The organism is Nocardioides panzhihuensis, assembly GCF_013408335.1.
Lineage (GTDB): Bacteria > Actinomycetota > Actinomycetes > Propionibacteriales > Nocardioidaceae > Nocardioides > Nocardioides panzhihuensis.
The window spans coordinates 939,439-964,822 of sequence record NZ_JACBZR010000001.1 but is presented as its reverse complement, the minus strand read 5'-3'; the positions used below and the strand labels follow the sequence as shown (position 1 = coordinate 964,822).

The following is a 25,384-nucleotide window of genomic DNA, read 5'->3' as shown; positions in this document are numbered from 1 at the left end:
GCAAGGTGTGCGCCATGCCGAACCCACCCGCCGAGGCGACCGACGAGCACTTCCGCAACGAGGATTGGTACGGAGCCGATCTCACCGGCGCGCGGTTCGTCGACTGCGTCTTCACCGATGTCGACCTCACCGAGGCGACCACGTCGGCGGCGCTCTTCGAGAGGTGCACGTTCCACGGCGGTCGCTTCAACGCCTCGACCCATGTCGGCTCGGCGTTCGTCGGCTGCGACTTCCGGCGTACGAACTTCTTCGACTCGACATTCGAGGGGTGCAAGCTCAGCGGGACCGAGTTCTCCGGCTGCACGCTGCGTCCGCTGAAGGTGAGCGGCGGCGTATGGCGTGGCGTCTCGCTGCGCGGCGCGAACCTCGCCCGGCTCGACCTGTCCGGGCTGGACCTGCGAGAGGCCGACCTGTCGCTTGCCGACCTCACCGACGCGGTCCTGCGAGATGCCCGACTCGGTGGCGCCACGCTCCAGGAGACCACCCTGCACGGGGCCGATCTCCGCGGTGCCGATCTCGACCGTGTCGATCTGATCACGGCGTCGCTGCGCGGGACGAGGCTCGACCTCGCCGGTGCCGTGATGCTCGCCGAGCTGCACGGCGCCGAGGTCGACGCGCTCTGACCGCTGCGACCTCAGCGGTCTGACGCCGCCTCACGGACGGCCTTGGCCATGGAGATGCCCGCGGCGACCAGGCCGAGGCCGGTGACGAAGTCGTCGGTGTCGCGGACGTCGTCCTCGATGGCGCCCGCGGCGGCTGCCTGGAGGTGGGTCTGCTCGTCGACGGCGTGGCCGTAGACGAAGTGGAGCAGGGTGCGCGCCGCGACGGGAGCGAGGTCGCCGAGGCCACCGTCGTTCAGGGCGGCCACGAGGTCGTCGTACGGCTGGGTCGCGCCGAGCCCGAACGCCCACACGGTGGCGACGACCTCGGCTCCGTCCCGATAGGCCAGCAGGGAGTCGCGCAGGTCGCTGCAGATGGCGGTGACGCGTACGTCCCAGGCTCCTGACGGCTCGTGCCGGCCACGGAGCAGGATCTCGTCGGCCACCGCGGCCAGCAGCGACTGCTTGTTGGCGAAGTGGTGGTAGAGGGCGCTGGGGCGTACGCCGAGCTCGGTGCCGAGGCGGCGCATGGTCAGGTCGGCGAGGCCGTAGTCGTCGAGGACCTGCAGCGCACGCGCGACGACGTCCTCACGGCGGTATCGCATGGTGCTCCCCGGGGGCCAGGTGGTGGGACGAAGTGGACGAAGACGTACACCGACCTTAACCTGAACACCGTTCACCTGACCACGGTTCAGGTCTGAGTACGCAGGAGCGAGTATGACCGAGTCCCCCACGACCGCCGCCGAGACCCCCATGGCGAGGTCGCCGCGCCTCGACGCCACCGACCTCGCGCTGATCGCCGCGTTCGCGGCCCTGATCGCGGTCTGCTCCTATCTCGCCGCCATCCCGATCGGCGGCGCCGGCGTCCCGCTCACGCTGCAGGGCTTCGCCCTCCTGCTGACGGGTGCGCTGCTGGGTCCGCTGCGCGGCACCGCCGCGGTGGTGCTCTATCTCATCCTCGGGATCGCCGGTCTGCCCGTCTTCGCCGGCCACGCGGCCGGGCCCGGCGTCTTCGTCGGCGTGACCGCCGGCTACCTGTGGTCGTTCCCGCTGATGGTGCTCGTGGTCGGCCTGCTGGTGAAGTACGTCCTGCGAGGACGCCGCACCAACCCGCTCCTCGTCTTCGCCGCCTGCGTCGTCGGGGTGGTCATCAACCACGTCGGCGGCATCATCGGCATGGCCGTCGTGCTCCGTGTCGGACTGCTGGAGGCTGCGGCCTTCGACGCTCCCTACTGGATCGGCGACTTCATCAAGGCGGCGGTCGCCGCGGTCGTCGCGTCACAGGTCCACCGCGCCTTCCCGAAGCTGCTCGCCCGACGTGCCTGAGATCCGTTTCGAGGCCGCCGAGGTCCGGGTCGAGTCCCCGGACCTCGACGGCGAGCGCACCATCCTCCGTCCCACCACCCTCACCTTGACCGAGCAGCGGATCGGGATCATCGGCAGCAACGGCTCGGGCAAGTCGACCCTGGCCCGGATGATCAACGGCCTGGTCACCCCGACCGCCGGGAGCGTCACCGTCGACGGTCTCGACGTGGACCGCAAGGGCGCCGCCGTGCGCCGACGTGTGGGGTTCACCTTCACCGACCCCGCCGCCCAGCTGGTGATGCCGACCTGCGTCGAGGATGTCGAGCTGTCCCTGCGCAGGACGGTGAAGGATCGCGTACGCCGCAAGCAGGTCGCCCTCGAGACGCTGGCCCGGTTCGGGCTCTCCGAGCGGGCCGAGGTCAGCGTCCACGCTCTCTCCGGTGGCCAGCGCCAGCTGCTCGCGCTGGCCGGCGTGCTCGCCACCGAGCCCGAGGTGATCGTCACCGACGAACCGACGACGCTGCTCGACCTACGCAACACCCGGATGGTCGGCGACCTGCTCTTCTCGCTCCCCCAGCAGCTCGTCCTCGTCACCCACGACCTCGACCTCGTACGCCGCTGCGAGCGGGTCCTCGTCGTCGAGGACGGCCGGGTCTGCTACGACGGCGAGGCCGGCGCCGCCGTCAAGCACTACGTGGGGACGGTGGACGCGGAATGAGCATGACCATCGGGCTCTACCGTGCCGGCGACACCGTGCTCCACCGGCTTCCGGTGGGCGCCAAGATGCTCGGTCTGGCCGTGCTCAGTGTGGCCATCGTGGCTCTGCGCGGTCCGCTGCTCTCGCTCGGTTTCCTCGGCGTCGCCATCGTCCTCGCCCTGATCGGCCGGCTCGACCTGCCGTCCACCGCACGGGCGCTGCGCGCCGTGCTCGTCATCGCACTCGTGATCGCGCTGCTGCAGTGGTGGCTGTTCACCTTCGACCGGGCGGTGGAGTCGCTGCTCGACCTCGTCTCCCTCGGCCTGCTGGCACTCACCCTGACCTCGACCACGCCGACCACCGAGACCCTCGACGCCGTCGTACGCTGGATCCGGCCCCTGCAGCGCTTCGGTCTCGACCCGGAGCGGGTCGCGCTCACGATCGCGATGGCGATCCAGGCCCTTCCCGGCACCCTCGCCCTGGCTCAGGAGACCCGCGACGCCGCTCGTGCCCGTGGCCTCGGACGCTCCCCCAGGGCGTACCTCTCCCCCTTCGTCATCCGCGTCGTCGCCCGCGCCCACGAGACCGGCGACGCCCTCAAGGCCCGCGGCCTCGGCGACTGACCCCCAGCCGAAGCGTCACCCCCGTCGGCCGAAGCGTCACCCCCGTCGGCCGAAGCGTCACCCCCGCCGCTCGAAGCGTCACCCCCGTCGGCCGAAGCGTCACCCCCGCCGCTCGAAGCGTCACCCCCGTCGGCCGAAGCGTCACCCCCGCCGCTCGAAGCGTCACCCCCGTCGGCCGAGACGGCATCAGCGTGCCATCTCGGCCGACGTAGTTGACGTCTCGGCCGACCGGGGTGACGTCTCGGCGAGTGGGGTTACCAGCCGGGCGGGAGGCGGTGGTCCCAGAGGGCGGCGGCCTCGATCTGGGCGGAGAGGGAGAGCAGCAGGGACTCCTGGGCGGGGCGGGCGGCGAGCATGACGCCGACGGGAAGGCCGGAGGGGGTCCAATGGAGGGGCAGGGAGATCGCGGGCATGCCGGTCACGTTCCAGGCCGAGGTCCAGGGGGTGAACTCCTTCTGCGCCTGGAAGTCGGCCGCGGGATCGGCGTCGTCCCGGATCGCGCCGACCTTCGGCGGCGGAGTGGCCAGGGTCGGGGTGAGGACGGCGTCGTAGGGGGCCAGGGCCTCCAGGGTCGCGGCGGCGTACCGGCGCAGCTCCGCGAGCGCCAGCCCGAACTCGGGCCCGCTGACAGCCTCTCCCCGCTCGGTGAGCCAGCGGGTGAGCGGCCGGATCTGGGACCGCTGGTCCGGGGCGAGGTTGACCACCGACATCGCGGTGCCGACGGACCAGACCGTCTCGAAGACGGCGACCGCCTCGACCGGCAACGGACGAGGGATGTCGACGATCTCGTGGCCCAGCGACGCCAGCAGCGTCGAGGCGTTCTCCCACGCGGCGACGCACTCGGCATCGACGGCCGTCTCCGCGATCAACGGCTCGATGAACCGGGCGATGCGCAGCCTTCCCGGCGGCCGCTCGCACGCGTCCAGGAACGGGAGCTGCTCCTCGGGCGCCCAGAAGGGATCACCCGTACGCCGCCCCGCGAGCACATCGAGAAAGGCCGCCGCATCCCGCACGGACCGAGCGATCGGGCCGGCGGTGGCGAGCCCGGCCGCGTCGCCGTACATCGGCGACGGGGAGATCCGTCCGCGGGTCGGCTTCAGGCCGACCAGCCCGCAGCAGGAGGCCGGGATCCGGATCGAGCCGCCACCGTCGGAGCCCTGCGCGACCGGCACGAGCCCGGCTGCCACCGCAGCGGCGGCACCTCCGGAGGAGCCGCCGGCGATCCGCGTACGGTCCCAGGGGGTGACGGCGGGCGGGGCCACGTCAGGCTCGGTGTAGCAGGGCGAGCCGAACTCGGGGGTGTTGGTCTTCCCGAGCGAGATCATCCCGGCTGCCTCGATCGACAAGGTGACGTTGTCGGAGACGTCAGGGACGAAGTCGGCGAAGACCGCCGACCCGAAGGTCGTCCGCACCCCACGGGTGAGATTGAGGTCCTTGATCGCCGTCGGCACTCCCCACAGCGGTGAGGCGCCGAGCGGCTTGACCACGAGCTCACGAGCGCAGGTCGAGATCCGCTCCTCGGCCACGGTGATGAAGGCGCCGACATCGTCGAGTCTGGCGATCCTGTCGAGATAGTGCTCGGCGAGCTCTCCCGGGGAGATCTCGCATCGATGCAGCAGCTCTCCCTGTTCCAGGGCGGTCAGATCATGAAGCTCGGCCACCCCTGCAGGCTAACGCCACTCGTCCTCGAGCATCGCGTAGTTCACCAGTGTCGCCCACTCGCCCTTGGTCCATTTCGCGTCACGCTCGACCGCCTCCTTGCGCATCCCGACCCGCTCGACCACCCGCGCCGAAGCGGCGTTGCGCTCGTCGACCCGGGCGACCACCCTGTGCAGGCCGAGCCCGTCGAACGCCAGCCCGAGCAGCGCTCGGGCCGTCTCGGTGGCGAATCCGCGCCTCTGGAACTCGGGGTTGAAGGCATACCCGATCTCCCCCGACCGCTGCTCCTTGCTGTGCCAGAAGAGCACGACGTCACCGATCAGCCGGCCCTCGTGCTCGACGGCGAGAGAGAGCACCTCACCTTCGCGGCGCAGGACGGAGAGGCGCCTCTCCGGCGCGTACGCCTTCCGCAGCTGGTCGCGGTCGCGCGGCACCGGCGGGATGTAGCGGCACACGTCCTCGAGCGAGAGATAGGCATGCAGGTCCTCGAGATCGCGCTCGACGTCGATCGGGCGCAGCGTCAACCGCTCGGTTCTGATGGGGTACTCCGGCGCCAGGGCGGGCTCGGCGAGCTCCTGGAAGAGACTCAGGTGCAGGTCGGCGGGACCGTCGAGACGTGCGTTGAGCGACTCCCACGGGGTGCGGGTGGGTGAGGCGACGAGCGCCGCGCCGCCCTCGACGAGCCGATCGGTGACGGTGGCGGAGTCGTCGACCTCGAACGCCACCCGTACGTGCCCGGCCACCGGGCGTCCGACCTCGACCTCGTCGATGTACGCGTGCTGGGCCGGGTTGGCGAGCTCGAGCGTGGCCCGGCCGGCGTCGAGGATGGTCACCTCAGCCCCGTCAGGGCCGGAGAAGGCTGCCTCCTCAGGAAGACCGAGGGTGTCGCGGTAGAACGCCACCGCCTCCTCGTAGTCCTTCGCCTCGACCACCACACGAAGCTGCTTCACGGGTCCGCTCATTCCGCCGCCTCCGTAGCGAAGAGCGAAGAATACGGAAGCGGCGGCCTGAGGCCTACCGTCGTTCGCTGGCGCTCACTCATGGCCGCAACGTACGGCCTAAGGCCCGTAAGTGCACGCGATAAATGACGAAGGTCAGGTCTCCCCCCGGAGACCTGACCTCGTGGCGCCGCCTGGCTTGGGAATCAGACGGCTGCGGGCGCGAAGCCCGCGAGCTTCTCGACGGCAGCTGCGAAGCGCGCCTGGACCTCGGCGTCGGCGAACACGTCGATCTCATGGGCCGGCTGCGAGACGATCGCGTCCTCGACGACGATCCCGCCGGCGATGCCGACGGAGCGAGCGGCGTCGGCGTGCGCCCACTTGCCGCCGTAAGGGGTCGGGGTCACGCCGACGACGGCGACGACCTTGCCCTTGATGGCACCCGCGGCGTACGGACGGGAGAGCCAGTCGATCGCGTTCTTGAGGACGCCCGGGATGGTGGCGTTGTACTCCGGGGTCACGATCAGCACGCGGTCGGCCTCGGTGACCGTCTTGCGGAGCTGAGTCACGGCCTCGCCCGGGTCGGCCTCGAGGTCCTCGTTGAAGAACGGCAGCTCGCCGAGGCCCTCGACGATCTCCAGGGAGACGCCCTCGGGCGCCCCGGCGGCGAGCTTCTCGGCGAGCTTGCGGTTGGTGGACTCAGCGCGCAGGCTGCCAACGAGTACGGCGATGCGGGTGTCGGACACGGGTTCTCCTCGAATGACGCGGAAAGTTCAATGTTGAACTGTCCAACACCCTCCCGCCGGAGATTCATTCCACGGCGACGGCGCCTGCGGGTGTGGTCTTGCTCACGTGACGTCGCAACCCGAAGGTGAGCCCGTCGACCAGCGCCTCCCAGGAGGCCTCGATCACGTTCGACCCGACACCCACGGTCGTCCACGAGGTCACGCCGTCAGAGGTCTCGATCAGCACCCGGGTCTTCGCGTCGGTGCCGTGGCCCTGGTCGAAGATCCGCACCTTGAAGTCGATCAGGTCGAAGTCGGCGACCACGGGGAAGGCACGCGTGATCGCGGCCCGCAGCGCCTGGTCCAGCGCGTTGACCGGGCCGTTGCCCTCGCCGGTCGAGACGTGGCGTACGCCGTCGGCGTGGATCTTCACGATCGCCTCCGTGGTCGAGGCCCCCGAGCCGGTCGAAGCAGCCTGACCACCACCACGTGCCTCGGAGATGACCCGCCAGGACTCGACCTCGAAGTAGGCCGGGCGCGCGCCCTCGACCTCCTCGATCAGGAGCAGCTCGAAGGAGGCGTCAGCCGCCTCGAAGGTGTAGCCGCGCTGCTCGGCCTCCTTGACCCTCTCGGTCACCCGGGTCACCAGGTCGCGGTCGTCGGAGAGGTCGTAGCCGAGCTCGCGTCCCTTGAGCTCGATCGAGGCCCGGCCGGCCATGTCCGAGACCAGCAGCCGCATGTCGTTGCCGACCGCGGCCGGGTCCATGTGCTGGTAGAGGTCGGGGTCGACCTTGATCGCGGAGGCGTGCAGACCGGCCTTGTGGGTGAAGGCGGAGGCGCCCACGTAGGGCTGCCGTCCCGCGGGTGGCACGTTGGTCACCTCGGCGACCGCGTGGGCGACGCGGGTCGCCTCGCCCAGCAGACCGGTCGGGAGCACCTCGCGGCCGAGCTTGAGCTGCAGGTTGGCGACCACGGAGACCAGATCGGCGTTGCCCGTACGCTCCCCGTAGCCGTTGATGCAGCCCTGGACGTGCATCGCGCCAGCCTCCACTGCGGCCAGCGAGTTGGCGACCGCGCACCCGGTGTCGTTGTGGCAGTGGATCCCGACAGCGCCCTGGGTGGTCTCGCGGACGTCGTGGACGACGTCGGAGACCCAGCCCGGCAGCATCCCGCCGTTGGTGTCGCAGAGCGCGACGACCTCGGCGCCGGCCTCGTAGGCCGTCCTCAAGACCTCCATCGCGTAGTCGCGGTTGGCCCGGTAGCCGTCGAAGAAGTGCTCGGCGTCGAGGAAGACCTGCTGACCCTCTTCGCGCAGGTGGGAGACGGTGTCGCGGATCATCGCGAGGTTCTCCTCGAGCGTGGTGCGCAGCGCGAGCTCGACGTGGCGGTCGTGGGACTTCGCCACCAGGGTGACGACCGAGGCGCCGGAGTCACGGAGCGCAGCGACCTGGGGGTCGTCGGCCGCCCTCACCCCGGCCCTGCGGGTCGACCCGAAGGCAGCCAGCCGCGCGTGCTTGAGGTCGAGCTCGGAGACGGCTCTTCTGAAGAACTCGGTGTCCTTCGGGTTCGCCCCGGGCCAGCCGCCCTCGATGAACCCGACGCCCAAGCCATCGAGATGCCGAGCGATCGCGAGCTTGTCGGCGACGCTGAGGTTGAGGCCCTCCTGCTGCGCACCGTCGCGCAGAGTGGTGTCGTAGACGTGGAATTCCATGGCTCTTCTGTCCTCGGGCTGGATCTGGGGTCTTGGGGCTGGGCTGGCTTCTGGGGCTGGGCAACAAAAAACCCTCTCGGGGACGAGAGGGTGGCGCGTCGAGCGGGGCTCGGCGCGCTAGCGAATGATGATGGCGTACGTCGTCATGGCCCTGATCCTGCCACGAAATCTCCTCCAGTGGGACGAGCGTCTCACCAGCCGAGGAGCTCGACCCACCACGGCTCGTCGCCGCCGGAGAACTGCGGGCCGTTGTCGGCAAGCGTCTGGACCGGGAAGAGAGCCAGGGTGAGGACCACCGCGAACCCGAGGGCCCACGGCACCCATCGCTCCGAGACCCGCCGGACCACCTTGGTCACCGGGTCGCGCAGCCGGTCGCGTCCGGAGCCGGTCCACAGCGCGCCCACGAAGGCCAGGCCCGCCAAGCCCAGAGCCGTCGGCAAGGAGAGCTGCAGGGCGAAGCCGATCAGCACTGCCGCCACCACGAACCCGAAGCCCCACACCCCGACGACGAACGTCTTCGGGAGCGAGCGGACCAGCCGCCAGGGCGCACCGATCAGGAGCCGGGGCGCGTCGTGCCACTTGCGGCCGCGATACCAACGCCAGCGGCGCAGATCGCCGGCGGCCAGCGTGCCGGCGCGGATCAGCCACGCCGCGCCGAGCACCGCCCAGAAGCCGACGCTCGGGAACGCAGCGATCACGCCGACGGCGAAGGCGAGCAGACCGAGCCAGATCGCCCCGCGGCGCAGCTTCTCCAGGCCGTTGTCGCGGCGGCTGTCCGGGCGCGGGCCGGGCCGGCCGACCGGCGGGAACGGCGCAGCGGGGGTGGTGGCCTTCTCACGCTCGGTCCGGTCGCTGAGCGAGAGCTGCTCGACCGGCTTGTGCACGAACGGTCGGCGCGGCGTACGCAGCCACTCGCGCACCTCGTCCAGCGTCGGGCGGTCGGCCGGATCGGGCGAGAGCGCCTGGCCGAGCAGCCCGCGCAGCAGCTGCGGCACGCCCTCCAGGTCGTGCTCACCGCGCCGGGCCCGGTCCATCAGCTTCATCGAGTTGCCTTCGCCGAAGGGCGGGCGGCCGGTCGCCGCGTACGCCACCACGGCGGCCCACGAGTGTACGTCCGACGCCGGGGTGGCCGGGTCGCCGACGGCGATCTCGGGCGGCAGGTAGCCGGGCGTGCCGATCAGCAGGCCGGTCACGGTGATCTTCGGGTCGTCGGCGACGCGGGCGAGCCCGAAGTCGATCAGGATCGGGGTGCGCCGCCCCTCCATAATTATGTTGGCGGGCTTGACGTCACGGTGAAGAACTCCGACGGCGTGGCAGTCGGCGATGCCCTCGGCCAGGTCGCTGGCCAGCTGCTCGACCTCGTCGCGCGAGAGCACACCCTCGTTGACGATCTTGTCGTGCAGCGTCGGCCCCGGGACGTATCGGGTCGCCAGCCACGGCACCTCGCCCCACGGGTCGGCCGCGACCACACCGGCGACCCACCTGCTCCGCACCCGTTGCAGCGAGGAGACCTCGCGTGCCAGCCGCTGGCGCCCCTCCTCGTCCCCGACGAACTGGGTACGCAGCACCTTCAGCGCCACCCGCTCACCGCTCACGCGGTGGCTGGCCAGATGGACCCGTCCCATCCCGCCCTGCCCCAGCAAGGAGAGCAGGTCGTAGTCACCGACGCTCTCTCGTCGGCTCGCCCGGGGCAGGCGCGGGGCTGTCGTCACGGGACAAACCTTAACCGCCGCAACCGACACCCGCCGAGACCGTGAAGCGCCGAGACGTCACCCCCGTCGCCCGAAGCGTCACCCCCGTCGCTCGAAGCGTCACCCCCGTCGCCCGAGTGGGCATCCATCTGCCATCTCGGTTCGCGGGAGTGACGCTTCGGCCTGCGTACGTGACGTCTCGGCCGACGCGACCGACGTCTCGGCCTCAGACGATCTTGCGCATCCAGCCGAAGGTGTCCTCGGCGCGGCCGAACTGGATGTCGACGAGCTGCTTGCGGATGGTCCGCCAGACCTCGCCGTCACCGGCCGAGGCGATGGAGCCGCCCTCGTGGACGAGCTCGCCGACCGGGGTGACCACGGCGGCGGTGCCGCAGGCGAAGACCTCGGTGATCTCACCGGACTCGACGCCGGACTTCCACTCGTCGATGGTGAACTTGCGTTCCTCGACGGTGTAGCCGAGCTTGCCCGCGAGCTCGATGATGGAGGCCCGGGTGATCCCCTCGAGGATGGTGCCGGTCTCGGGGGTGACGATCCGGCCGTCGGAGTGGACGAAGTAGAGGTTCATGCCGCCGAGCTCCTCGACGTACTTCCCCTCCTGCGCGTCCAGGAAGACGACCTGGTCGCAGCCGTTGGCCGTGGCCTCGGCCTGGGCGACCAGGGAGGAGGCGTAGTTGCCGCCGGTCTTGGCCGCGCCCATGCCGCCGCGGCCGGCGCGGGTGTAGTTCTCGCTGAGCCAGATCCGGACCGGCTTCACGCCGCCCTTGAAGTAGGAGCCGGCGGGCGAGGCGATGACCATGTAGGTGACGTGCTGGGCCGGGCGGACACCGAGGAACGCCTCCGAGGCGAACATGAAGGGCCGCAGGTAGAGGCTCTTCTCGTCGCTCTCGGATGCCTCGGGGACCCAGCGGTGGTCGACCTCGACCAGGTCGAAGACGGTCTGCACGAAGTCCTCGATCTCGAGGACGGGCAGAGCCAGGCGCTCGCTGGAGCGGGCCATCCGGGCGGCGTTGGCCTCGGGCCGGAACGACCAGATCGAGCCGTCCTCGTGCCGGTAGGCCTTCATGCCCTCGAAGATCTCCTGGGCGTAGTGCAGCACGGCTGCCGACGGGTCCAGGCTGATCGGCGCGTACGCCTCGATGCGACCGTTGTGCCAGCCCTGTTCGGGCGTCCACTCGACGGTGAGCATGTGGTCGGTGAAATGGTTGCCGAAGCCTGGGTTCGCCAGGACCTCCGCGCGCTGCTTGTCGGTGGCCGGTTGGGTCGACAATGTGGTGCTGATCTCCATGACCATGAGATTAGTCCTGTTCTGCGAGGGCTGTGCTATCGCGGGCGGGGTAAATGATGGGGACAGAGAAAGGGCCGGACGCAGGAGAATCTGCGCCCGGCCCTTCGAGGGTGAGCGTCTAGCCGACTACTCGCGCGGCGATCGCGTCGCCGACCTCGGAGGTCGTACGAGGCTCCGGACCGCGCTCGGAGAGGTCGGCGAGCACGGCGGCGTCGATGGCAGCGGCAGCCTCGGGGCGACCGAGGTGTTCGAGCAGAAGGGACCCGGACAGGATCGCCGCGGTGGGGTCCGCCTTCTGCTGGCCGGCGATGTCGGGGGCGGAGCCGTGGACGGGCTCGAACATCGAGGGGAACTCGCGGGAGGAGTTGATGTTGCCGGAGGCGGCCAGGCCGATGCCGCCGGTGATGGCAGCGGCGAGGTCGGTGATGATGTCGCCGAAGATGTTGTCGGTGACGATCACGTCGAAGCGGGCCGGGTCGGTCGCGAGGAAGATCATCACCGCGTCGATGTGGAGGTAGTCCACGGTGACGTCGGGGAACTCCTCGGCGACCTGCTGGGTGATCCGCCACCACAGCGAGCCGGCGTTGACGAGCACGTTGGTCTTGTGGACCAGGGTCAGCTTCTTGCGCGGGCGGGCCTGAGAGCGGGCGAAGGCGTCGCGGACGACCCGCTCCACGCCGTAGGCGGTGTTGACCGAGGTCTCGGTGGCGACCTCGTGCGGGGTTCCGACCCGCATCGCGCCACCGTTGCCGGTGTAGAGGCCCTCGGTGCCCTCACGCACCACGACGAAGTCGATCTCGCCCTTGTCCAGCACTGCCGGCGACAGCGGGGAGGTCGCCCCCGGGAAGAGTCGCGACGGGCGCAGGTTGACGTAGTGGTCGAGCTCGAAGCGGAGCTTGAGCAGCAGCCCGCGCTCCAGGATGCCCGGGGGCAGGTTGGGGTCGTTGGGCTTGCCACCGACCGCTCCGAGCAGGATGGCGTCTTGCTCCTTGATCTCGGCGAGAACAGACTCGGGCAGGACCTCGCCGGTGGCGAGATAGCGCTCGGCGCCGAGGTCGTAGCGGGTCTGCTCGAACTTCACCGGTCCCGCCGAGGCGGAGCCCGAGGCGATGTTTGCGGCGACCTCGAGCACCTTCAGCGCCTCGGCGGTCACCTCCGGTCCGATGCCGTCGCCGGGGATCACTGCGAGGTTGGTCGTAGACATGACGGCGAGACTAGTTGTCGTCAGGCAGCTGGCCGCCGTTGTCCCGCAGGTCGAGCGCCTGCTGGACCGCGGCGATGGTGTTCTCGACGCTGTGCGGGTTGTCGGGGTCGTGGCTCGCCGGGCCCCACTCGCGGCCCCACTTGTCGCCAGCATAGTCGGATCCAGCGGCGGGGCTCTCGGGGTACATCGCGTACATGGCTTCTTCCTTCACACGTCAGGGAATCAGAGGGTGTGGGAGAGAAGCCGGGGTCTTTGGAAGACGGAAGCCACCGCGACGAGGTGGCTTCTCCTGCGGTCGTTACCGCCGGGCCCCGTCGCGGCACTCGAGTACGAGAAAAATGCTCCGCATGGTGTTCTGACGTTAACCCGGCAGACGCCTTGAAAGAACGGATCTGGACGAATGGTCCGCCATCCGAGACGCCCGTGCGCACGATCACACCCGTCATCAGGAAGACTGGCCATGTGAGTGCACCCCCAGAGCTTCCGGACATCGTGACCCGCGCCTTCGACGTCTCCCGTCGGGCGGGGTACGTCTCGTTCTGCCGCAACGAGACCGGACGGCTTCTGGCGACCCTCGCGGCCACCCGGAGCGGCACCATGGCGGAGTTCGGGACCGGATGCGGTATCGGCACCGCCTGGCTGCGAAGCGGCGTACGCGGCGACGCGGCCCACATCGTCTCCGCCGAGCTCGACGAGCACCTCGCCAAGGAGGCCGCCGAGATCTTCGCCGATGACAAGCAGGTCGAGGTGATCGCCGCCGACTGGGGCATCCTGCGCGACCGCGGCCCGTTCGCACTGCTCTTCTTGGACGCCGAGACCCCCGGCGGGGTCTCCCCCGACCAGCTCGCTGAGCTGGTCGAGGAGGGCGGCATCGTCGTCATCGACGACCTCATCCCCACCGACCTGTGGCCGCCGATCGTCTACGGCCGGGTCGACAGCCTGCGCGAGTCCTGGCTCACCGACGAGCGCTTCACCACCGTCGAGGTCATGGTCGCCCCCGACACCAGCGTCCTGATCGCCACCAAGCGCTAGCCGGACTCCGACCGGACGGTCAGATCGCGCAGCCGTCGGGACCGCAGGCATCGCCGTCGCCGACGATCGTCAGTGCCGGCTTGGTCTCGGCGTGCACCCGCTCCAGCAGCTGGCTGAACACCTTCGTGGGCTGCGCGCCGGAGACGCCGTACTTCTCCTCGACGACATAGAACGGCACCCCGGTCGCGCCGTAGGCGCGGGCCTGGTCGACATCGGCCTGTACGTCGGCCGCGAACTCGTCGCTCGCGAGCACCTCGTCGACGCGGGCGGCGTCGAGACCGACGTTGACAGCGGCCTGCCGCAGGACGGCATGGTCACCCATCGACTCGCCCCGGGTGAAGTACGCAGCGAGCAGCTCCTCCTTGAGCGCGGCCTGTCTGCCCTCGGCCTTGGCCAGGTGGATCAGCCGGTGGGCATCGATGGTGCGCGCGTGCGGCGTGTCCTCGTAGCTGAACTCGAGACCGGCCGCGGCGGCAGGGACACTGACCTGCTTCATCATCTCGCGGGTCTGCTCGACGGAGGCACCGAACTTCTTAGACAGCGCCTCGACCGTGGTCTCGGTCGGCACCTGCGGCGCGGTCGGGTCGAGCTCGAAGGAGTGATAGACGATCTCGACGTCGTCGCTGTGCTCGAAGCCCTCCAGGGCCTCCTCGAGGTGGCGCTTGCCGATGTAGCACCAAGGACAGACGACGTCGGACCACACATCAATACGCATGTGACGGGAACGTCTCGTCCGGTACGAAACATTCCGCAGCAGACTGCTGTGCCTGATGGGCAGGATGAGCAGGACCCCTGAGACCGTCTCAGGGGTGACCAGGGGATGGTCCAGGAACCCGCCAGGGATCTGCCGGACGCGGCCGAGGGTCGCTTGGGGCGAGGCTCGATGCATGATCCAGATCGATGCCCTCTCCAAGAGGTACGGCGGGTTCACGGCCGTCGACAACGTGACCTTCAATGCCGAGCCCGGTCGGGTGACCGGTTTCCTCGGCCCCAACGGCGCCGGCAAGTCCACGACCATGCGCATCCTGGTCGGGCTCACCGATCCGACCTCCGGCAGCGCCCATCTCCTCGGCCGCCACTTCTCCCAGCTGCCCAACCCTGGCCTCGAGGTCGGCGTCCTCCTCGACGCCTCCGCACAGCACGGCGGCCGCACCGGCCGGGAGATCCTCACCCTGGCCGCCCGCACGATGGGTCTGCCGAAGACCCGCGTGGCCGAGACCCTCGAGCGGGTCAGCCTGACCGAGGAGGAGGCCGGGCGGCGCGTACGCAACTACTCCCTCGGGATGCGTCAGCGGCTCGGGATCGCGACGGCCCTGATCGGGGAGCCGGAGGTGCTGATCCTCGACGAGCCCGCCAACGGGCTCGACCCCGCAGGCATCCGCTGGATGCGGGACCTGCTGCGCGGCTTCGCCGACGACGGCGGCACCGTGCTCCTCTCGTCCCACCTGCTGCACGAGATCGAGGTCATCGCCGACGACATCGTGGTCATCGGCAACGGCCGGATCGTCGCGCAGGGCACCAAGCAGGAGCTGCTCGCCGGCGGCGGGACGTACGCCCGCTCCAACGACCTCACCGCCCTCGGGCGGGCGCTCCAGCGGGCGGGCCACACCGCCGAGATCACCACCGAGGGTGCCGTCCTCAGCGACGCCGAGCTCGCCGCTGCCGGCCAGATCGCCTTCGACGCCGGGCTGGTGCTGACCGAGCTCCGCGCCGCCGACGGCGCCGGCCTGGAGGAGATGTTCCTCCAGCTCACCGCCTCCAACCAGCGCGACCACCTCGAGTCCCCCGAAGGGCTGGATTCATCGAAAGGGAAGGCAGCATGACCACCACGACCATCGCCCCTGAGCCGGCCAGCCCGGCCGGGCATCAGCAGGAGGCGGCCCACCGCCGCACGCGGGCCGTCCCCGCCCCGATCCCGTTCGGGCGCATAGCCGGCATCGAGCTGCGCAAGATGTTCGACACCCGCTCCGGCTTCTGGCTGGTGGCGAGCATCGGCATCCTCGCGGTGATCGCCACCGCGGCGATCATCGTCTTCTCCGATGACGACGCGCTCACCTACGGCATGTTCGCGACGGCGATCGGCATCCCGATGGCCGTGATCCTGCCGATGATCTCGGTGCTGTCCGTCTCGAGCGAGTGGAGCTCTCGTACGGCGCTGACGACCTTCACCCTCGTCCCCAGCCGCGGCAAGGTGATCGGCGCCAAGGCGGTTCTGACCGTCGCCCTCGGCGTCGTCTCGATGACAGCCGCGCTGGGGATCGGGGCACTGGGCAACCTGCTCGGCACCTCCATCGCCGGAGTCGACCCGGTCTGGGACCTCACCGCGGTCATCTTCGCCCAGACCATTCTGGCCCAGATCATCGGCATGCTGATGGGGTTCATGCTCGGCACGCTCTTCCGCAGCTCACCGGCGGCGATCGTCGGCTACTTCGTCTACGCCCTGGTCCTGCCCACGATCTCCAACGCGCTCGTCATGGTCAACGAGTGGTGGCGCGACAACGGATCCTGGCTCGACCTCAACTGGGCCTCCACCCGCCTCTTCGACAATGACATGACCCGCGAGGCCTGGGCACAGCTCGGCACCGCCAGCGCCATCTGGCTGCTCGTCCCTCTGCTGATCGGCCTACGCCTCGTCCTGAAGTCCGAGGTCAAGTAATCGGCCGAGTCGGCCCAAACTGACAACAGATCCCGCCGAGTCGGCGCGTCATGACGCGCCGACTCGGCGGGATCTTCGGTCAGCTTGCGCCGACTCGGCACTCTGGGGATCAGCGCGCGGCTGAACCCTCGGTGTAGTCGTCGTCGGCCTGGCTCCACGAGAAGTGGGCACGCAGGGCCTTGCCGGTGGCCTCGATCGGGTGACCGGCCTCCTCCTCGCGCAGCTTCTGGAACTCGGTCGCACCGTTGTCCTGGTCGGCGATGAACCGGGCGGCGAAGGAGCCGTCCTGGATCTCGGCGAGCACCTGCTGCATGGTCTCCTTGACCTGCGGGCCGATGACGCGCGGGCCGGAGACGTAGTCGCCGTACTCAGCGGTGTCGGAGATCGACCAGCGCTGCTTGGCGATGCCGCCCTCCCACATCAGGTCCACGATGAGCTTGAGCTCGTGGAGCACCTCGAAGTAGGCGATCTCGGGCTGGTAGCCGGCCTCGGTCAGCGTCTCGAAACCGGCCTGGACCAGGTGCGACACGCCGCCGCAGAGCACGGCCTGCTCGCCGAAGAGGTCGGTCTCGGTCTCTTCGGTGAAGGTCGTCTTGATGACCCCGGCGCGGGTGCCGCCGATGCCCTTGGCGTACGCCTTGGCGATGTCCCAGGCCGAGCCGGAGGCGTCCTGCTCGACGGCGATGATGTCCGGGATGCCGCGGCCGGCGACGTACTCACGACGGACCGTGTGGCCCGGGGCCTTCGGGGCCACCAGGATCACGTCGACACCCTCGGGAGCCTTGATGTAGCCGAAGCGCACGTTGAACCCGTGGCCGAAGACGAGGGTCTTGCCGGCGGTCACGTGGGGCGCGAGCTCGTCGTTGTAGAGACCGCGCTGGTGCTGGTCCGGGGCGAGGATGACGATCACATCCGCCTCGGCGGCGGCGTCGGCCGGCGTGAGGACCTTGAGGCCCTCCTCCTCGGCCTTGGCGGTCGACTTCGAGCCGGGCTGCAGACCGATGCGCACGTCCACACCGGAGTCACGCAGGTTGAGCGCATGGGCATGGCCCTGGCTGCCGTAGCCGATGACGGCAACCTTCTTCGCCTGGAGCAGCGAGAGGTCGGCGTCGTCGTCGTAGAAAATCTCAGCCACGAGGGCTTCTCCTTAGTTGTTGTTTGATATGGGTTCAGACCGCGGGAGGCGGAGCGGGCACAGCCACGGATCGCAGGCTGCGCTCGGAGATCGACCGGGAGCCACGGCCCATGCCGACCATGCCGGACTGGGAGAGCTCACGGATGCCGAAGGGCTCGATGACCCTCAGGAAGTCGTTGAGCTTGCCGGTGTTGCCGGCGAGCTGGACGACGACGGTGTCGGTGGACACGTCGACGACCTTTGCCCTGAAGAGCTGGATGGTGTCGAGCACCTGACTGCGGGTCTCCGCGGTGGCGGCGATCTTGACCAGCATGAGGGCGCGCTGGACGCGCGACTCGGGCTCGAGCTCGACGATCTTGATCACCTCGACCAGCTTGTTGAGCTGCTTGGTGACCTGCTCGAGAGGGGTGTTCTCGAGATTGACCACGACCGTCATGCGCGAGATCTCGTCGTGCTCGGTCGGTCCCACCGCGAGGGACTCGATGTTGAAGCCACGGCGCGAGAAGAGCGCGGCCACACGTGCCAGGACACCGGGCTTGTTCTCGACCAGGACGCTCAGCGTGTGCTTGCCGCCGGTCTTCACGGGCTGGATGCTCATCAGAGGTCGTCCTCGTCGAACTCGGGCGCGAGGTCGCGCGCGTACTGGATCTCGTCGTTGGAGGAGCCGGCGGCGACCATCGGCCACACCATGGCGTCCTTGTTGACCCGGAAGTCGACCACGACAGGCGCGTCGTTGATCTCCATGGCCTTCTCGATGGTGGCATCGACGTCGTCGGCGGAGTCGCAGGCCAGGCCGACGCAGCCCATGGCCTCGGCCAGCTTGGGGAAGTCGGGGATGCGCTTGTGCTGGCCGTGGGACTGCAGGTTGGTGTTGGAGTAGCGCTCGCCGTAGAAGAGCGTCTGCCACTGGCGCACCATGCCGAGGTTGTCGTTGTTGATGATCGCGACCTTGATCGGGATGTTCTCGATCGCGCAGGTCGCGAGCTCCTGGTTGGTCATCTGGAAGCAGCCGTCACCATCGATCGACCAGACCGTGGCGTCCGGGCAGCCGACCTTCGCGCCCATCGCGGCCGGGACGGAGTAACCCATCGTGCCCAGGCCACCGGAGTTGATCCAGGTGTTGGGGTGCTCGTAGCCGATGAACTGCGCCGCCCACATCTGGTGCTGGCCGACGCCGGCGGTGAAGATCGTCTCGTCGCCGGAGATCTTGCCGAGACGCTCGATGACGTACTGCGGGGAGAGGCCGTCTGCGGGGAGGTCGTAGCCGAGCGGGTAGGCCTTCTTGATCCCGGCCATGAACGAGATCCAGCCCTCGTAGTCGCCCTCCTTGCCGGCTTCCTTCTCCGCGGTGAGCACAGTGATCAGGTCGGTGAGGACCTCGCGCACGTCGCCCACGATCGGGACGTCGGCGTAGCGGTTCTTGCCGATCTCGGCGGGGTCGATGTCGGCGTGGATCACCTTGGCGTTGGGGGCGAAGGAGTCCAGGTTGCCGGTGACCCGGTCGTCGAACCGGGCGCCGAGGCTGATGATCAGGTCGGACTTCTGCAGGCCGGCGACCGCGGGGACGGTGCCGTGCATGCCCGGCATGCCCAGGTGCTGCGGGTGGGAGTCGGGGAAGGCGCCGCGGGCCATCAGCGTGGTCACCACCGGGATCCCGGTGAGCGTGGCCAGCTGGAAGAGCTCGCGGTGGGCGCGGGAGCGGATCGTGCCGCCGCCGACGTACAGGACCGGCTTCTTGGCCTCCAGCATCAGGCGCGCCGCCTCGCGGATCTGCTTGGCGTGCGGCCTGGTCACCGGGCGGTAGCCCGGCAGGTGGAGCTCGGTCGGCCACCGGTAGGTGGTGGTGGCCTGCAACGCCGACTTGGTGACGTCGACGAGGACCGGACCCGGCCTCCCGGAGGAGGCGAGGTGGAAGGCCTCAGCGACCCGGAGCGGGATCTCCGCCGGGTCGGTGATGAGGAAGCTGTGCTTGGTGACCGGCATCGTGATGCCGCGGATGTCGGCCTCCTGGAAGGCGTCGGTGCCGATCATCGCCGCGCCGACCTGGCCGGTGATGGCCACCATCGGCACGGAGTCCATGTTGGCGTCGGCGAGCGGGGTGACCAGGTTGGTCGCGCCCGGACCGGAGGTGGCCATGCAGACGCCGACCTTGCCGGTCGCGGCGGCGTAGCCCTGGGCGGCGTGGCCGGCTCCCTGCTCGTGGCGTACGAGGATATGGCGGATCTTCGAGTCCATCAGCGGGTCGTACGCCGGAAGGATCGCGCCTCCCGGAATGCCGAAGATGTTCTCGGCACCCGCTGCTTCCAGCGACTTGATCAGGCTCTGTGCGCCTGTCATCTGCTCGCTCATGTCCGCCGTCCTACTCATCGGAGCTTCTACTCATGGGCTGTGCTCGGTTGTCTTGCTTGGGCTGCTTGTGCAACAAAAAACCCTCCGGCCCGGCGGGCAACGGAGGGAGACGCGTCGTCTGGGGCCAGTGGCTCCTAGGCGACGCGCCTGCTAAGTACGATAATGCTGTTCAGCATGCTCACACGTTAACCCCAGGTGTCGCGCCGTGTCACCACACCCTATCGGTCGTCCCATGATCTGAGATCACCGTCCCAGTATCTGTCACTCGATCAGTCCGAGGCGCTCGCGCAGGAACGTCCAGGCGAAGGCGGAGAGGTGGGCCGACTGGGCGTTGTTGGCCGCCCCACCGTGCCCGCCCTCGATGTTCTCGTAGTAGGTGACGTCCTTGCCGGTGGCGGCCAGCAGCGCGGCCATCTTGCGGGCGTGGCCGGGGTGGACGCGGTCGTCCTTGGTGGAGGTGGTGAGCAGGACGGGCGGGTAGGTCCTCGAGCCGTCGAGCAGGTGATAGGGCGAGAAGGTCTTGAGGTACTCCCACTCCTCCGGCACGTCGGGGTCGCCGTACTCGGCCATCCACGACGCCCCGGCGAGGAGATGCGAGTAGCGCTTCATGTCCAGCAGCGGCACCTGGATCACGACGGCGCCGAAAAGCTCCGGGTAGAGCGTGAGCATGTTCCCGGTCAGCAGTCCGCCGTTGGATCCGCCCTGGATCCCGAGGTGCCTCGCGTCGCTCACGCCGGTCTCGGCGAGGTGGCGGGCGACGGCGGCGAAGTCCTCGTACGCCTTGTGCCGGTTCTCCTTCAGCGCTGCCTGGTGCCAGGCCGGGCCGTACTCCCCTCCCCCGCGGATGTTGGCGACGGCGTAGACCCCGCCCTCACTGAGCCAGGCCCTCCCCACCCCAGCGGAGTAGCCCGGGGTCATCGGGATCTCGAAGCCGCCGTAGCCGTAGAGCAGCGTCGGGGCCGGGCCTGCGCCGTCGAGCGCCGCCTCGGGGCCGACGATGAAGTAGGGCACGCGGGTGCCGTCCTGCGACGTGGCGAAGCGCTGCTCGGCCCGGAGCCCCTCGGTGTCGAACCAGGCCGGCGCCGACTTCAGCGGCTCGATCGTCTCCGCGCCGATCTCGGTCAGTCCGTACGTCGCCGGGGTCAGATAGCCGCTGGTGACGACCCAGACCTCGTCGGACTCGACCGCGTCGACCGCTCGCGTGCCGACCGCGGCCACGGGATCGGTCGCCGGGAAGTCTGAGCGCGTCCACTCCGCGTTGCCCGAGGCCGGAGGCGTCAATGTGTACGGCCGGTTCTTGACGTCCTCGAAGACGTTGAGGACCAGATGGCTGCGGGTCCAGGTAGCACCGGCGAGAGAGGTGCTCGGGGTGGGCTCGAAGAGCACGGTGAGGTCGCGCTCACCGGCCAGGAACCGGTCGGCCTCGATCGCGAGCAGCGAGCCGGCGGCGTACGTGATCTCCTTCGGCGCCCAATCCTCACGGAGCTCGACGACCAGCCACTCGCGATGGAAGCCGGCCTCGGCCGAGTCGGGGATGTCGAGCTTGGTGAGGGTCTGCTCGGGGGTGCCGGGGTCGGTGACGACGTACGTCTCGGACCGGTAGAACGCGATCGAGCGGCTGACCAGGTCGCGTTCGAAACCGGGGGTGTGGATGTGGCGGGCGGAGATGTACATGTCCTCGTCGGTGCCCTCGTAGACCACCGCCGCATCCTCGAACGGAGTGCCGCGGCGCCACAGCTTCACGATGCGCGGGTAGCCGCTCGGGGTCAGCGAGCCCGGCCCGAAGTCGGTGAAGACATAGACCGCGTCGGGGCCGCACCAGGAGAGCCCGCCCTTGGCGCCGCCCTGCTCCACGGCACGGGTGAACCCACCGTCCGCAGGTGCTACGAACGCCTTCTCGACCAGGTCGAACTCCCTGGTCACGTCGGCGTCCGAGCCACCCGGGGAGAGATCGACGAGCACCTTGCGCCACGGCTCGCCGGGCCCGGGCCGAAGCACCGAGGCGCCGTGCCAGACCCAGCTCTCGCCCTCTTCTTCAGCGAGCGCGTCGAGGTCGAGCAGGAGCTCCCACTCGGGATCGTCGGTGCGGTAGGACTCCGGCGTGGTGCGCCGCCAGATGCCACGCTCGTGGTCGGCGTCGCGCCAGAAGTTGTAGAGATGCTCACCGAGGAGCGAGACCTCGGGCACCCGGTCGTCGGAGTCGAGCACCTCGAGGATCTGCGCCTCGATCTCGGCGAACACGGGATCGGCCCCGACGCTCGCGTGGGCCTCCTCGTTGCGGGCCCGCACCCACGCCAGCGCGTCTGCGCCCTCGACCTCCTCCAGCCAGCCGAACGGGTCCTCCCCGGCAGGGTCGAGCGGGGTCACGATCGTCAGCTCAGAGGTCATGCGGGAAGGCTACTTCGCAGGGCCCGAGTTGCAGCCGACAGGCACACTGGCCTCATGAATGAGGCGGAGGGGTCGTCGAAGGGTCTGCCGCGGCGAGCGGCGACACGGACGGCCAAGCTGGCCGCGCTGCCGATGGGGTACGCCGGGCGCAAGGCGCTCGGGCTCGGGAAGCGGATCGGGGGCAAGCCCGCCGAGGCAGTGCTGGCCGATGTCCACCAGCGTACGGCCGACCAGCTGTTCCGCACCCTGGGTGAGCTCAAGGGCGGCGCGATGAAGTTCGGGCAGATGCTCTCGGTGATGGAGGCGGCGCTGCCGGAGTCGCAGGCGGCCCACTACCGAGACCAGCTCACCCGGCTCCAGGACTCCGCTCCCCCGATGCCGACCGGGATCGTACGCGGCCTGCTGGCCCGAGACCTCGGCAAGGACTGGTCCGAGCGACTGGTCGAGCTCTCCGAGGAGCCGGCCGCCTCGGCCTCGATCGGACAGGTCCACCGGGGCCGGTGGGTCGACGGCCGCGAGGTGGCGGTGAAGGTGCAGTATCCCGGCTCCGAGGAGGCCCTGCGCGCCGACCTGCGCCAGATCGGCCGGCTGGGAGCGATCGGCAACGCGGTCGTGCCCGGCATGGACGTCAAGGCTCTCGTCGCCGAGATGCAGGAGCGGGTCATCGAGGAGCTCGACTACCCGAAGGAGGCGGAGGCCCAGCACGTCTTCGCCGAGGCGTACGCCGACCATCCCCTGATCGACGTCCCCGATGTCGTCACGGTGGGCCCGTCGGTGCTCGTCACCGAGTGGGTGGAGTCGCAGGGCTCGATCGCGAAGGTGATCGCCGAGGGCACCCCCGAGGAGCGCGACCACTACGGCGAGCTGCTCGCCCGGTTCTGGTTCTCCGCACCCGAGCTGACCGGGATGCTGCACGCCGACCCGCACCCGGGCAACTTCCGGGTCCTCCCCGAAGGCCGGATGGCGGTGCTCGACTTCGGGCTCGCCGCGCGGCTCCCGGAGCGCGGCCTCCCCGAGCCGATGGGCCGACTCATCCGGATCGCCTCGACCGGCGACGCCGAGGCACTGGTCCAGGGTCTGCGCGACGTCGGCTTCATCCGCGACGGGATCAAGGTCGAGCCGCAGCACGTGCTCGACTACCTGGCCCCGTTCGTGACCCCGGCGCTGGAGGAGCGCTTCCGATTCACCCGGTCGTGGATGCGGGAGGAGTTCAAGCGGATCAACGATCCCAAGGACCCCGCCTACACAGTCGGTCTCAAGCTCAACCTGCCGCCGTCCTACCTGCTCATCCACCGGGTCTGGCTCGGTGGGCTCGGGGTGCTGGCGCAGCTCAACGCCGAGGCGCCGTTCCGGGAGATCCTCGAGGAGCACCTGCCGGGCTTCGCGGGCTGAGGTCAGGTCTGGTCAGGCAGCACGGTCTGTCCCACCGGGCCGGGGTTGTAGGCGATCTCCCAGCGGGCGCCGTCAGGGTCGGCGAAGTAGCCGGTGTAGCCACCCCAGGCCCTCTCCTCGGCCACGGAGGCCTGGCGCCCGAGCGACCGGGCGAGCCACAGGATGCCGTCGACCTCCTCACGGGTGGCGACGTTGTGGGCGAGGGTGAACGGGGCAACGCCGTCGCCGGTGGTGATCGGTCCGACCTCCTCCTCGAACTCGGCCCGGTCCCACAGCGAGAGGATCACGTGCTCGCCGACACGGATCATGAGCACCCCGTCGGCCTCGAGCTCCGGGGTCCAGCCGAGTCCGCCGACGTAGAACGCCCGACTCGCCGCGACGTCGGCGACGGCGAGCGTGATGAAGCTGATGCGCTGGTCCATGGCAATCAGACTGCCACGGACCAGCGGAGGTCAGGCGTCCTTCGTGCTGCCCGGCTTCTCTCGCAGGACGTCGCGGCGAACGCGGTACTCGTCCTCGTCGATCTCGCCTGCGGCGTACCTCTCGGCCAGCCTCGCCTCGCCCGCGCGCCGCGGCCCCTCAGCCACCCGCTTGCGGCCGAAGACGACGACCGCGGTGATGATCGCCGCGATCACGAGGAACCACAGGATGGGGAAGATCGGCCAGAAGGCCGGCGGCCCTCCCCCGTCGTGCCACGGGCCGCTCTCGCGCCACGGGCCCCAGCTGTCGCCGGTCACGGCGAGGGTTGTCACCGTCTCGTTGATGCTCATCGCTCTCTCCAATCTGTTGGGCTCTCTGTGCCCTCCAGACTGCTGCGCACGAGCCATCGGCACATCGGCTCAGAAGCGGGGACGGGGTACGCAATCCCGCGTAGGTTAAAGAGGTCTAGTAAGGTACGCCTAACCTAAAACAGAAAGCGGGACGAGATGTTCATCGCACGGAAGGCGGCGGTGCCCGTCGCACTGGTCGCGGTCGCGGCCGGCTTGGCGGCATGTGGGTCTGACACCGGTTCCTCGAAGAGCGCTGCGGACGGGAGCTGGAAGCCCGTCACCGTGCAGCACGCTTTCGGCGAGACGGTCATCGAGGAGAAGCCCGAGCGGGTCGCCACTGTCGACTTCGCCAACCAGGAGGTCCCGCTCGCGCTCGGGATCGTCCCCGTGGGCATGTCGAAGATGACCTGGGGCGACGACGACGGCGACGGCGTCCAGCAGTGGACCGAGGACAAGCTGAAGGAGCTCGACGCCAAGACGCCTGTGCTGTTCGACGAGACCGACGGCTACGACTTCGAGGCCGTCGCCGGCACGAACCCCGACGTCATCCTCGCCGGTTACTCGGGCCTGACCGAGGACGACTACAAGACCCTCAGCGAGATCGCCCCGGTGGTCGCCTACCCGGACGACCCGTGGGCGACCGAGTGGCGCGACTCCGTCCTCCAGAACGCCAAGGGCCTCGGCATGGAGTCCGAGGGCGAGGACCTGGTCGCGGACCTGGAGCAGACCATCGCCGACGCTGCGGCGACGCGACCCGAGCTCAAGGGCACGACCGGCATGTTCATGACCCATGTCGACCCGGCCGACCTGAGCGAGATCAACTTCTACAGCGCCGCTGACACGCGGTCGAAGTACCTCGCCGACCTCGGTATGGAGGTCGCTCCGAGCATCATCGAGGCCACCGGGGACAGCGGCGACTACTCCGGCTCGATCAGCACCGAGCGGGCCGACGAGCTCGCTGACGTCGACGTCATCATCACCTATGGCGGCCAGGAGCTCATCGACGCTCTCGAGGGGGACCCCGTGCTCTCCCAGCTGCCGGCGGTGAAGAACAAGGCGATCGTCACCCTCGACGGTGCCGAGGCGATGGGCACTGCGGCCAACCCGACCGCCCTGTCGGTGTCGGCCCTGGCGGAGGACTATGTCGGCCTGCTGGCCGACGCTGCCGCGTACACCACCAAGTGACCGTCGCACGACGACGGAT

25 protein-coding genes are annotated in these 25,384 nt (G+C 69.5%); 9 read left to right on the top strand and 16 right to left on the bottom strand.

Features of this window, described 5'->3' with window-relative positions; all coding sequences use genetic code 11:
• Nucleotides 1-14 precede the first annotated feature (14 nt).
• Nucleotides 15-623 (top strand): pentapeptide repeat-containing protein, encoded by a 609-nt coding sequence (locus BJ988_RS04495; protein WP_179656918.1) that lies wholly within the window; start codon nt 15-17, stop codon nt 621-623.
• An 11-nt stretch (nt 624-634) separates the two neighbouring features.
• Here the strand turns inward: BJ988_RS04495 and BJ988_RS04490 are convergent, their stop codons facing one another.
• Nucleotides 635-1,204 (bottom strand): TetR/AcrR family transcriptional regulator C-terminal domain-containing protein, encoded by a 570-nt coding sequence (locus BJ988_RS04490; RefSeq protein WP_179656917.1) that lies wholly within the window; start codon nt 1,202-1,204, stop codon nt 635-637.
• A gap of 112 nt (nt 1,205-1,316) precedes the next feature.
• On the opposite strand from BJ988_RS04490, the gene BJ988_RS04485 reads away from it, so the two are divergent.
• From BJ988_RS04485 to BJ988_RS04475, 3 genes are read left to right on the top strand one after another with little or no spacing between them, the layout of a single operon-like run.
• Nucleotides 1,317-1,925, top strand: coding sequence for a biotin transporter BioY (locus BJ988_RS04485; RefSeq protein WP_179656916.1), 609 nt, complete (start codon nt 1,317-1,319; stop codon nt 1,923-1,925).
• Nucleotides 1,918-2,622 carry an ATP-binding cassette domain-containing protein gene (locus BJ988_RS04480; protein WP_179656915.1) on the top strand — a complete coding sequence of 235 codons (705 nt, stop codon included), beginning with the start codon at nt 1,918-1,920 and terminating at the stop codon, nt 2,620-2,622. The genes BJ988_RS04485 and BJ988_RS04480 overlap by 8 nt, the downstream gene beginning before the upstream one ends.
• The gene (locus tag BJ988_RS04475; RefSeq protein WP_179656914.1) at nt 2,619-3,224 is read left to right on the top strand and encodes an energy-coupling factor transporter transmembrane component T family protein; all 606 of its coding nucleotides are present in this window, start codon (nt 2,619-2,621) and stop codon (nt 3,222-3,224) included. Before BJ988_RS04480 ends, BJ988_RS04475 begins: the two co-directional genes overlap by 4 nt.
• Before the next feature lie 254 nt (nt 3,225-3,478).
• Here the strand turns inward: BJ988_RS04475 and BJ988_RS04470 are convergent, their stop codons facing one another.
• The 8 genes from BJ988_RS04470 to BJ988_RS04435 all read right to left on the bottom strand — a co-directional run bounded on the left by BJ988_RS04470 (nt 3,479) and on the right by BJ988_RS04435 (nt 12,654).
• Nucleotides 3,479-4,885, bottom strand: coding sequence for an amidase family protein (locus BJ988_RS04470; protein ID WP_179656913.1), 1,407 nt, complete (start codon nt 4,883-4,885; stop codon nt 3,479-3,481).
• Nucleotides 4,886-4,894: 9 nt separating this feature from the next.
• On the bottom strand, nt 4,895-5,845 hold the full coding sequence (locus BJ988_RS30300) for a GNAT family N-acetyltransferase (protein WP_179656912.1): 951 nt from the start codon (nt 5,843-5,845) through the stop codon (nt 4,895-4,897).
• A gap of 182 nt (nt 5,846-6,027) precedes the next feature.
• Nucleotides 6,028-6,567, bottom strand: a complete 540-nt coding sequence (locus tag BJ988_RS04460) for an NAD(P)H-dependent oxidoreductase (protein ID WP_179656911.1) — start codon at nt 6,565-6,567, stop codon at nt 6,028-6,030.
• A gap of 64 nt (nt 6,568-6,631) precedes the next feature.
• The gene (gene cimA / locus BJ988_RS04455) at nt 6,632-8,257 is read right to left on the bottom strand and encodes a citramalate synthase (protein ID WP_179656910.1); all 1,626 of its coding nucleotides are present in this window, start codon (nt 8,255-8,257) and stop codon (nt 6,632-6,634) included.
• A gap of 191 nt (nt 8,258-8,448) precedes the next feature.
• On the bottom strand, nt 8,449-9,969 hold the full coding sequence (locus tag BJ988_RS04450) for a protein kinase domain-containing protein (RefSeq protein ID WP_179656909.1): 1,521 nt from the start codon (nt 9,967-9,969) through the stop codon (nt 8,449-8,451).
• A 205-nt stretch (nt 9,970-10,174) separates the two neighbouring features.
• Nucleotides 10,175-11,254 carry a branched-chain amino acid aminotransferase gene (locus tag BJ988_RS04445; RefSeq protein WP_179656908.1) on the bottom strand — a complete coding sequence of 360 codons (1,080 nt, stop codon included), beginning with the start codon at nt 11,252-11,254 and terminating at the stop codon, nt 10,175-10,177.
• Nucleotides 11,255-11,372: 118 nt separating this feature from the next.
• The gene (locus BJ988_RS04440) at nt 11,373-12,458 is read right to left on the bottom strand and encodes a 3-isopropylmalate dehydrogenase (RefSeq protein WP_179656907.1); all 1,086 of its coding nucleotides are present in this window, start codon (nt 12,456-12,458) and stop codon (nt 11,373-11,375) included.
• 10 nt (nt 12,459-12,468) lie between these two features.
• Entirely contained in the window at nt 12,469-12,654 is a 186-nt protein-coding gene (locus tag BJ988_RS04435) for a hypothetical protein (RefSeq protein WP_179656906.1), read from the bottom strand.
• Between the two features lie 266 nt (nt 12,655-12,920).
• Here BJ988_RS04435 and BJ988_RS04430 point away from each other — a divergent pair, with 266 nt between their 5' ends.
• On the top strand, nt 12,921-13,490 hold the full coding sequence (locus BJ988_RS04430; protein ID WP_179656905.1) for a class I SAM-dependent methyltransferase: 570 nt from the start codon (nt 12,921-12,923) through the stop codon (nt 13,488-13,490).
• 19 nt (nt 13,491-13,509) lie between these two features.
• Here the strand turns inward: BJ988_RS04430 and BJ988_RS04425 are convergent, their stop codons facing one another.
• Nucleotides 13,510-14,205 carry a DsbA family oxidoreductase gene (locus BJ988_RS04425; protein ID WP_179656904.1) on the bottom strand — a complete coding sequence of 232 codons (696 nt, stop codon included), beginning with the start codon at nt 14,203-14,205 and terminating at the stop codon, nt 13,510-13,512.
• A gap of 172 nt (nt 14,206-14,377) precedes the next feature.
• Here BJ988_RS04425 and BJ988_RS04420 point away from each other — a divergent pair, with 172 nt between their 5' ends.
• Nucleotides 14,378-15,313, top strand: a complete 936-nt coding sequence (locus BJ988_RS04420) for an ABC transporter ATP-binding protein (protein ID WP_179656903.1) — start codon at nt 14,378-14,380, stop codon at nt 15,311-15,313.
• Nucleotides 15,310-16,146 (top strand): ABC transporter permease, encoded by an 837-nt coding sequence (locus tag BJ988_RS04415; RefSeq protein ID WP_179656902.1) that lies wholly within the window; start codon nt 15,310-15,312, stop codon nt 16,144-16,146. The genes BJ988_RS04420 and BJ988_RS04415 overlap by 4 nt, the downstream gene beginning before the upstream one ends.
• A gap of 109 nt (nt 16,147-16,255) precedes the next feature.
• Here BJ988_RS04415 and ilvC read toward each other — a convergent pair whose 3' ends face one another.
• The 4 genes from ilvC to BJ988_RS04395 all read right to left on the bottom strand — a co-directional run bounded on the left by ilvC (nt 16,256) and on the right by BJ988_RS04395 (nt 22,018).
• Nucleotides 16,256-17,281: a ketol-acid reductoisomerase gene (gene ilvC / locus BJ988_RS04410; RefSeq protein ID WP_179656901.1), complete on the bottom strand. Its 1,026-nt coding sequence runs from the start codon at nt 17,279-17,281 to the stop codon at nt 16,256-16,258.
• A 34-nt stretch (nt 17,282-17,315) separates the two neighbouring features.
• Nucleotides 17,316-17,879, bottom strand: a complete 564-nt coding sequence (gene ilvN / locus BJ988_RS04405) for an acetolactate synthase small subunit (protein WP_179656900.1) — start codon at nt 17,877-17,879, stop codon at nt 17,316-17,318.
• Nucleotides 17,879-19,630, bottom strand: coding sequence for an acetolactate synthase large subunit (locus BJ988_RS04400; protein WP_179656899.1), 1,752 nt, complete (start codon nt 19,628-19,630; stop codon nt 17,879-17,881). The genes ilvN and BJ988_RS04400 overlap by 1 nt, the downstream gene beginning before the upstream one ends.
• 261 nt (nt 19,631-19,891) lie before the next feature.
• Nucleotides 19,892-22,018: a prolyl oligopeptidase family serine peptidase gene (locus BJ988_RS04395; protein WP_179656898.1), complete on the bottom strand. Its 2,127-nt coding sequence runs from the start codon at nt 22,016-22,018 to the stop codon at nt 19,892-19,894.
• 54 nt (nt 22,019-22,072) lie between these two features.
• Between BJ988_RS04395 and BJ988_RS04390 the strand changes: the two genes are divergently transcribed.
• Nucleotides 22,073-23,410: an ABC1 kinase family protein gene (locus BJ988_RS04390; protein ID WP_179656897.1), complete on the top strand. Its 1,338-nt coding sequence runs from the start codon at nt 22,073-22,075 to the stop codon at nt 23,408-23,410.
• Between the two features lie 2 nt (nt 23,411-23,412).
• On the opposite strand, the gene BJ988_RS04385 is transcribed toward BJ988_RS04390, so the two are convergent.
• Both BJ988_RS04385 and BJ988_RS04380 read right to left on the bottom strand, forming a co-directional pair.
• The gene (locus tag BJ988_RS04385; protein WP_179656896.1) at nt 23,413-23,832 is read right to left on the bottom strand and encodes a VOC family protein; all 420 of its coding nucleotides are present in this window, start codon (nt 23,830-23,832) and stop codon (nt 23,413-23,415) included.
• 30 nt (nt 23,833-23,862) lie between these two features.
• Nucleotides 23,863-24,180 carry an SHOCT domain-containing protein gene (locus tag BJ988_RS04380; protein WP_179656895.1) on the bottom strand — a complete coding sequence of 106 codons (318 nt, stop codon included), beginning with the start codon at nt 24,178-24,180 and terminating at the stop codon, nt 23,863-23,865.
• Nucleotides 24,181-24,336: 156 nt separating this feature from the next.
• Here BJ988_RS04380 and BJ988_RS04375 point away from each other — a divergent pair, with 156 nt between their 5' ends.
• The gene (locus tag BJ988_RS04375) at nt 24,337-25,365 is read left to right on the top strand and encodes an iron-siderophore ABC transporter substrate-binding protein (protein ID WP_179656894.1); all 1,029 of its coding nucleotides are present in this window, start codon (nt 24,337-24,339) and stop codon (nt 25,363-25,365) included.
• Nucleotides 25,366-25,384 lie beyond the last annotated feature (19 nt).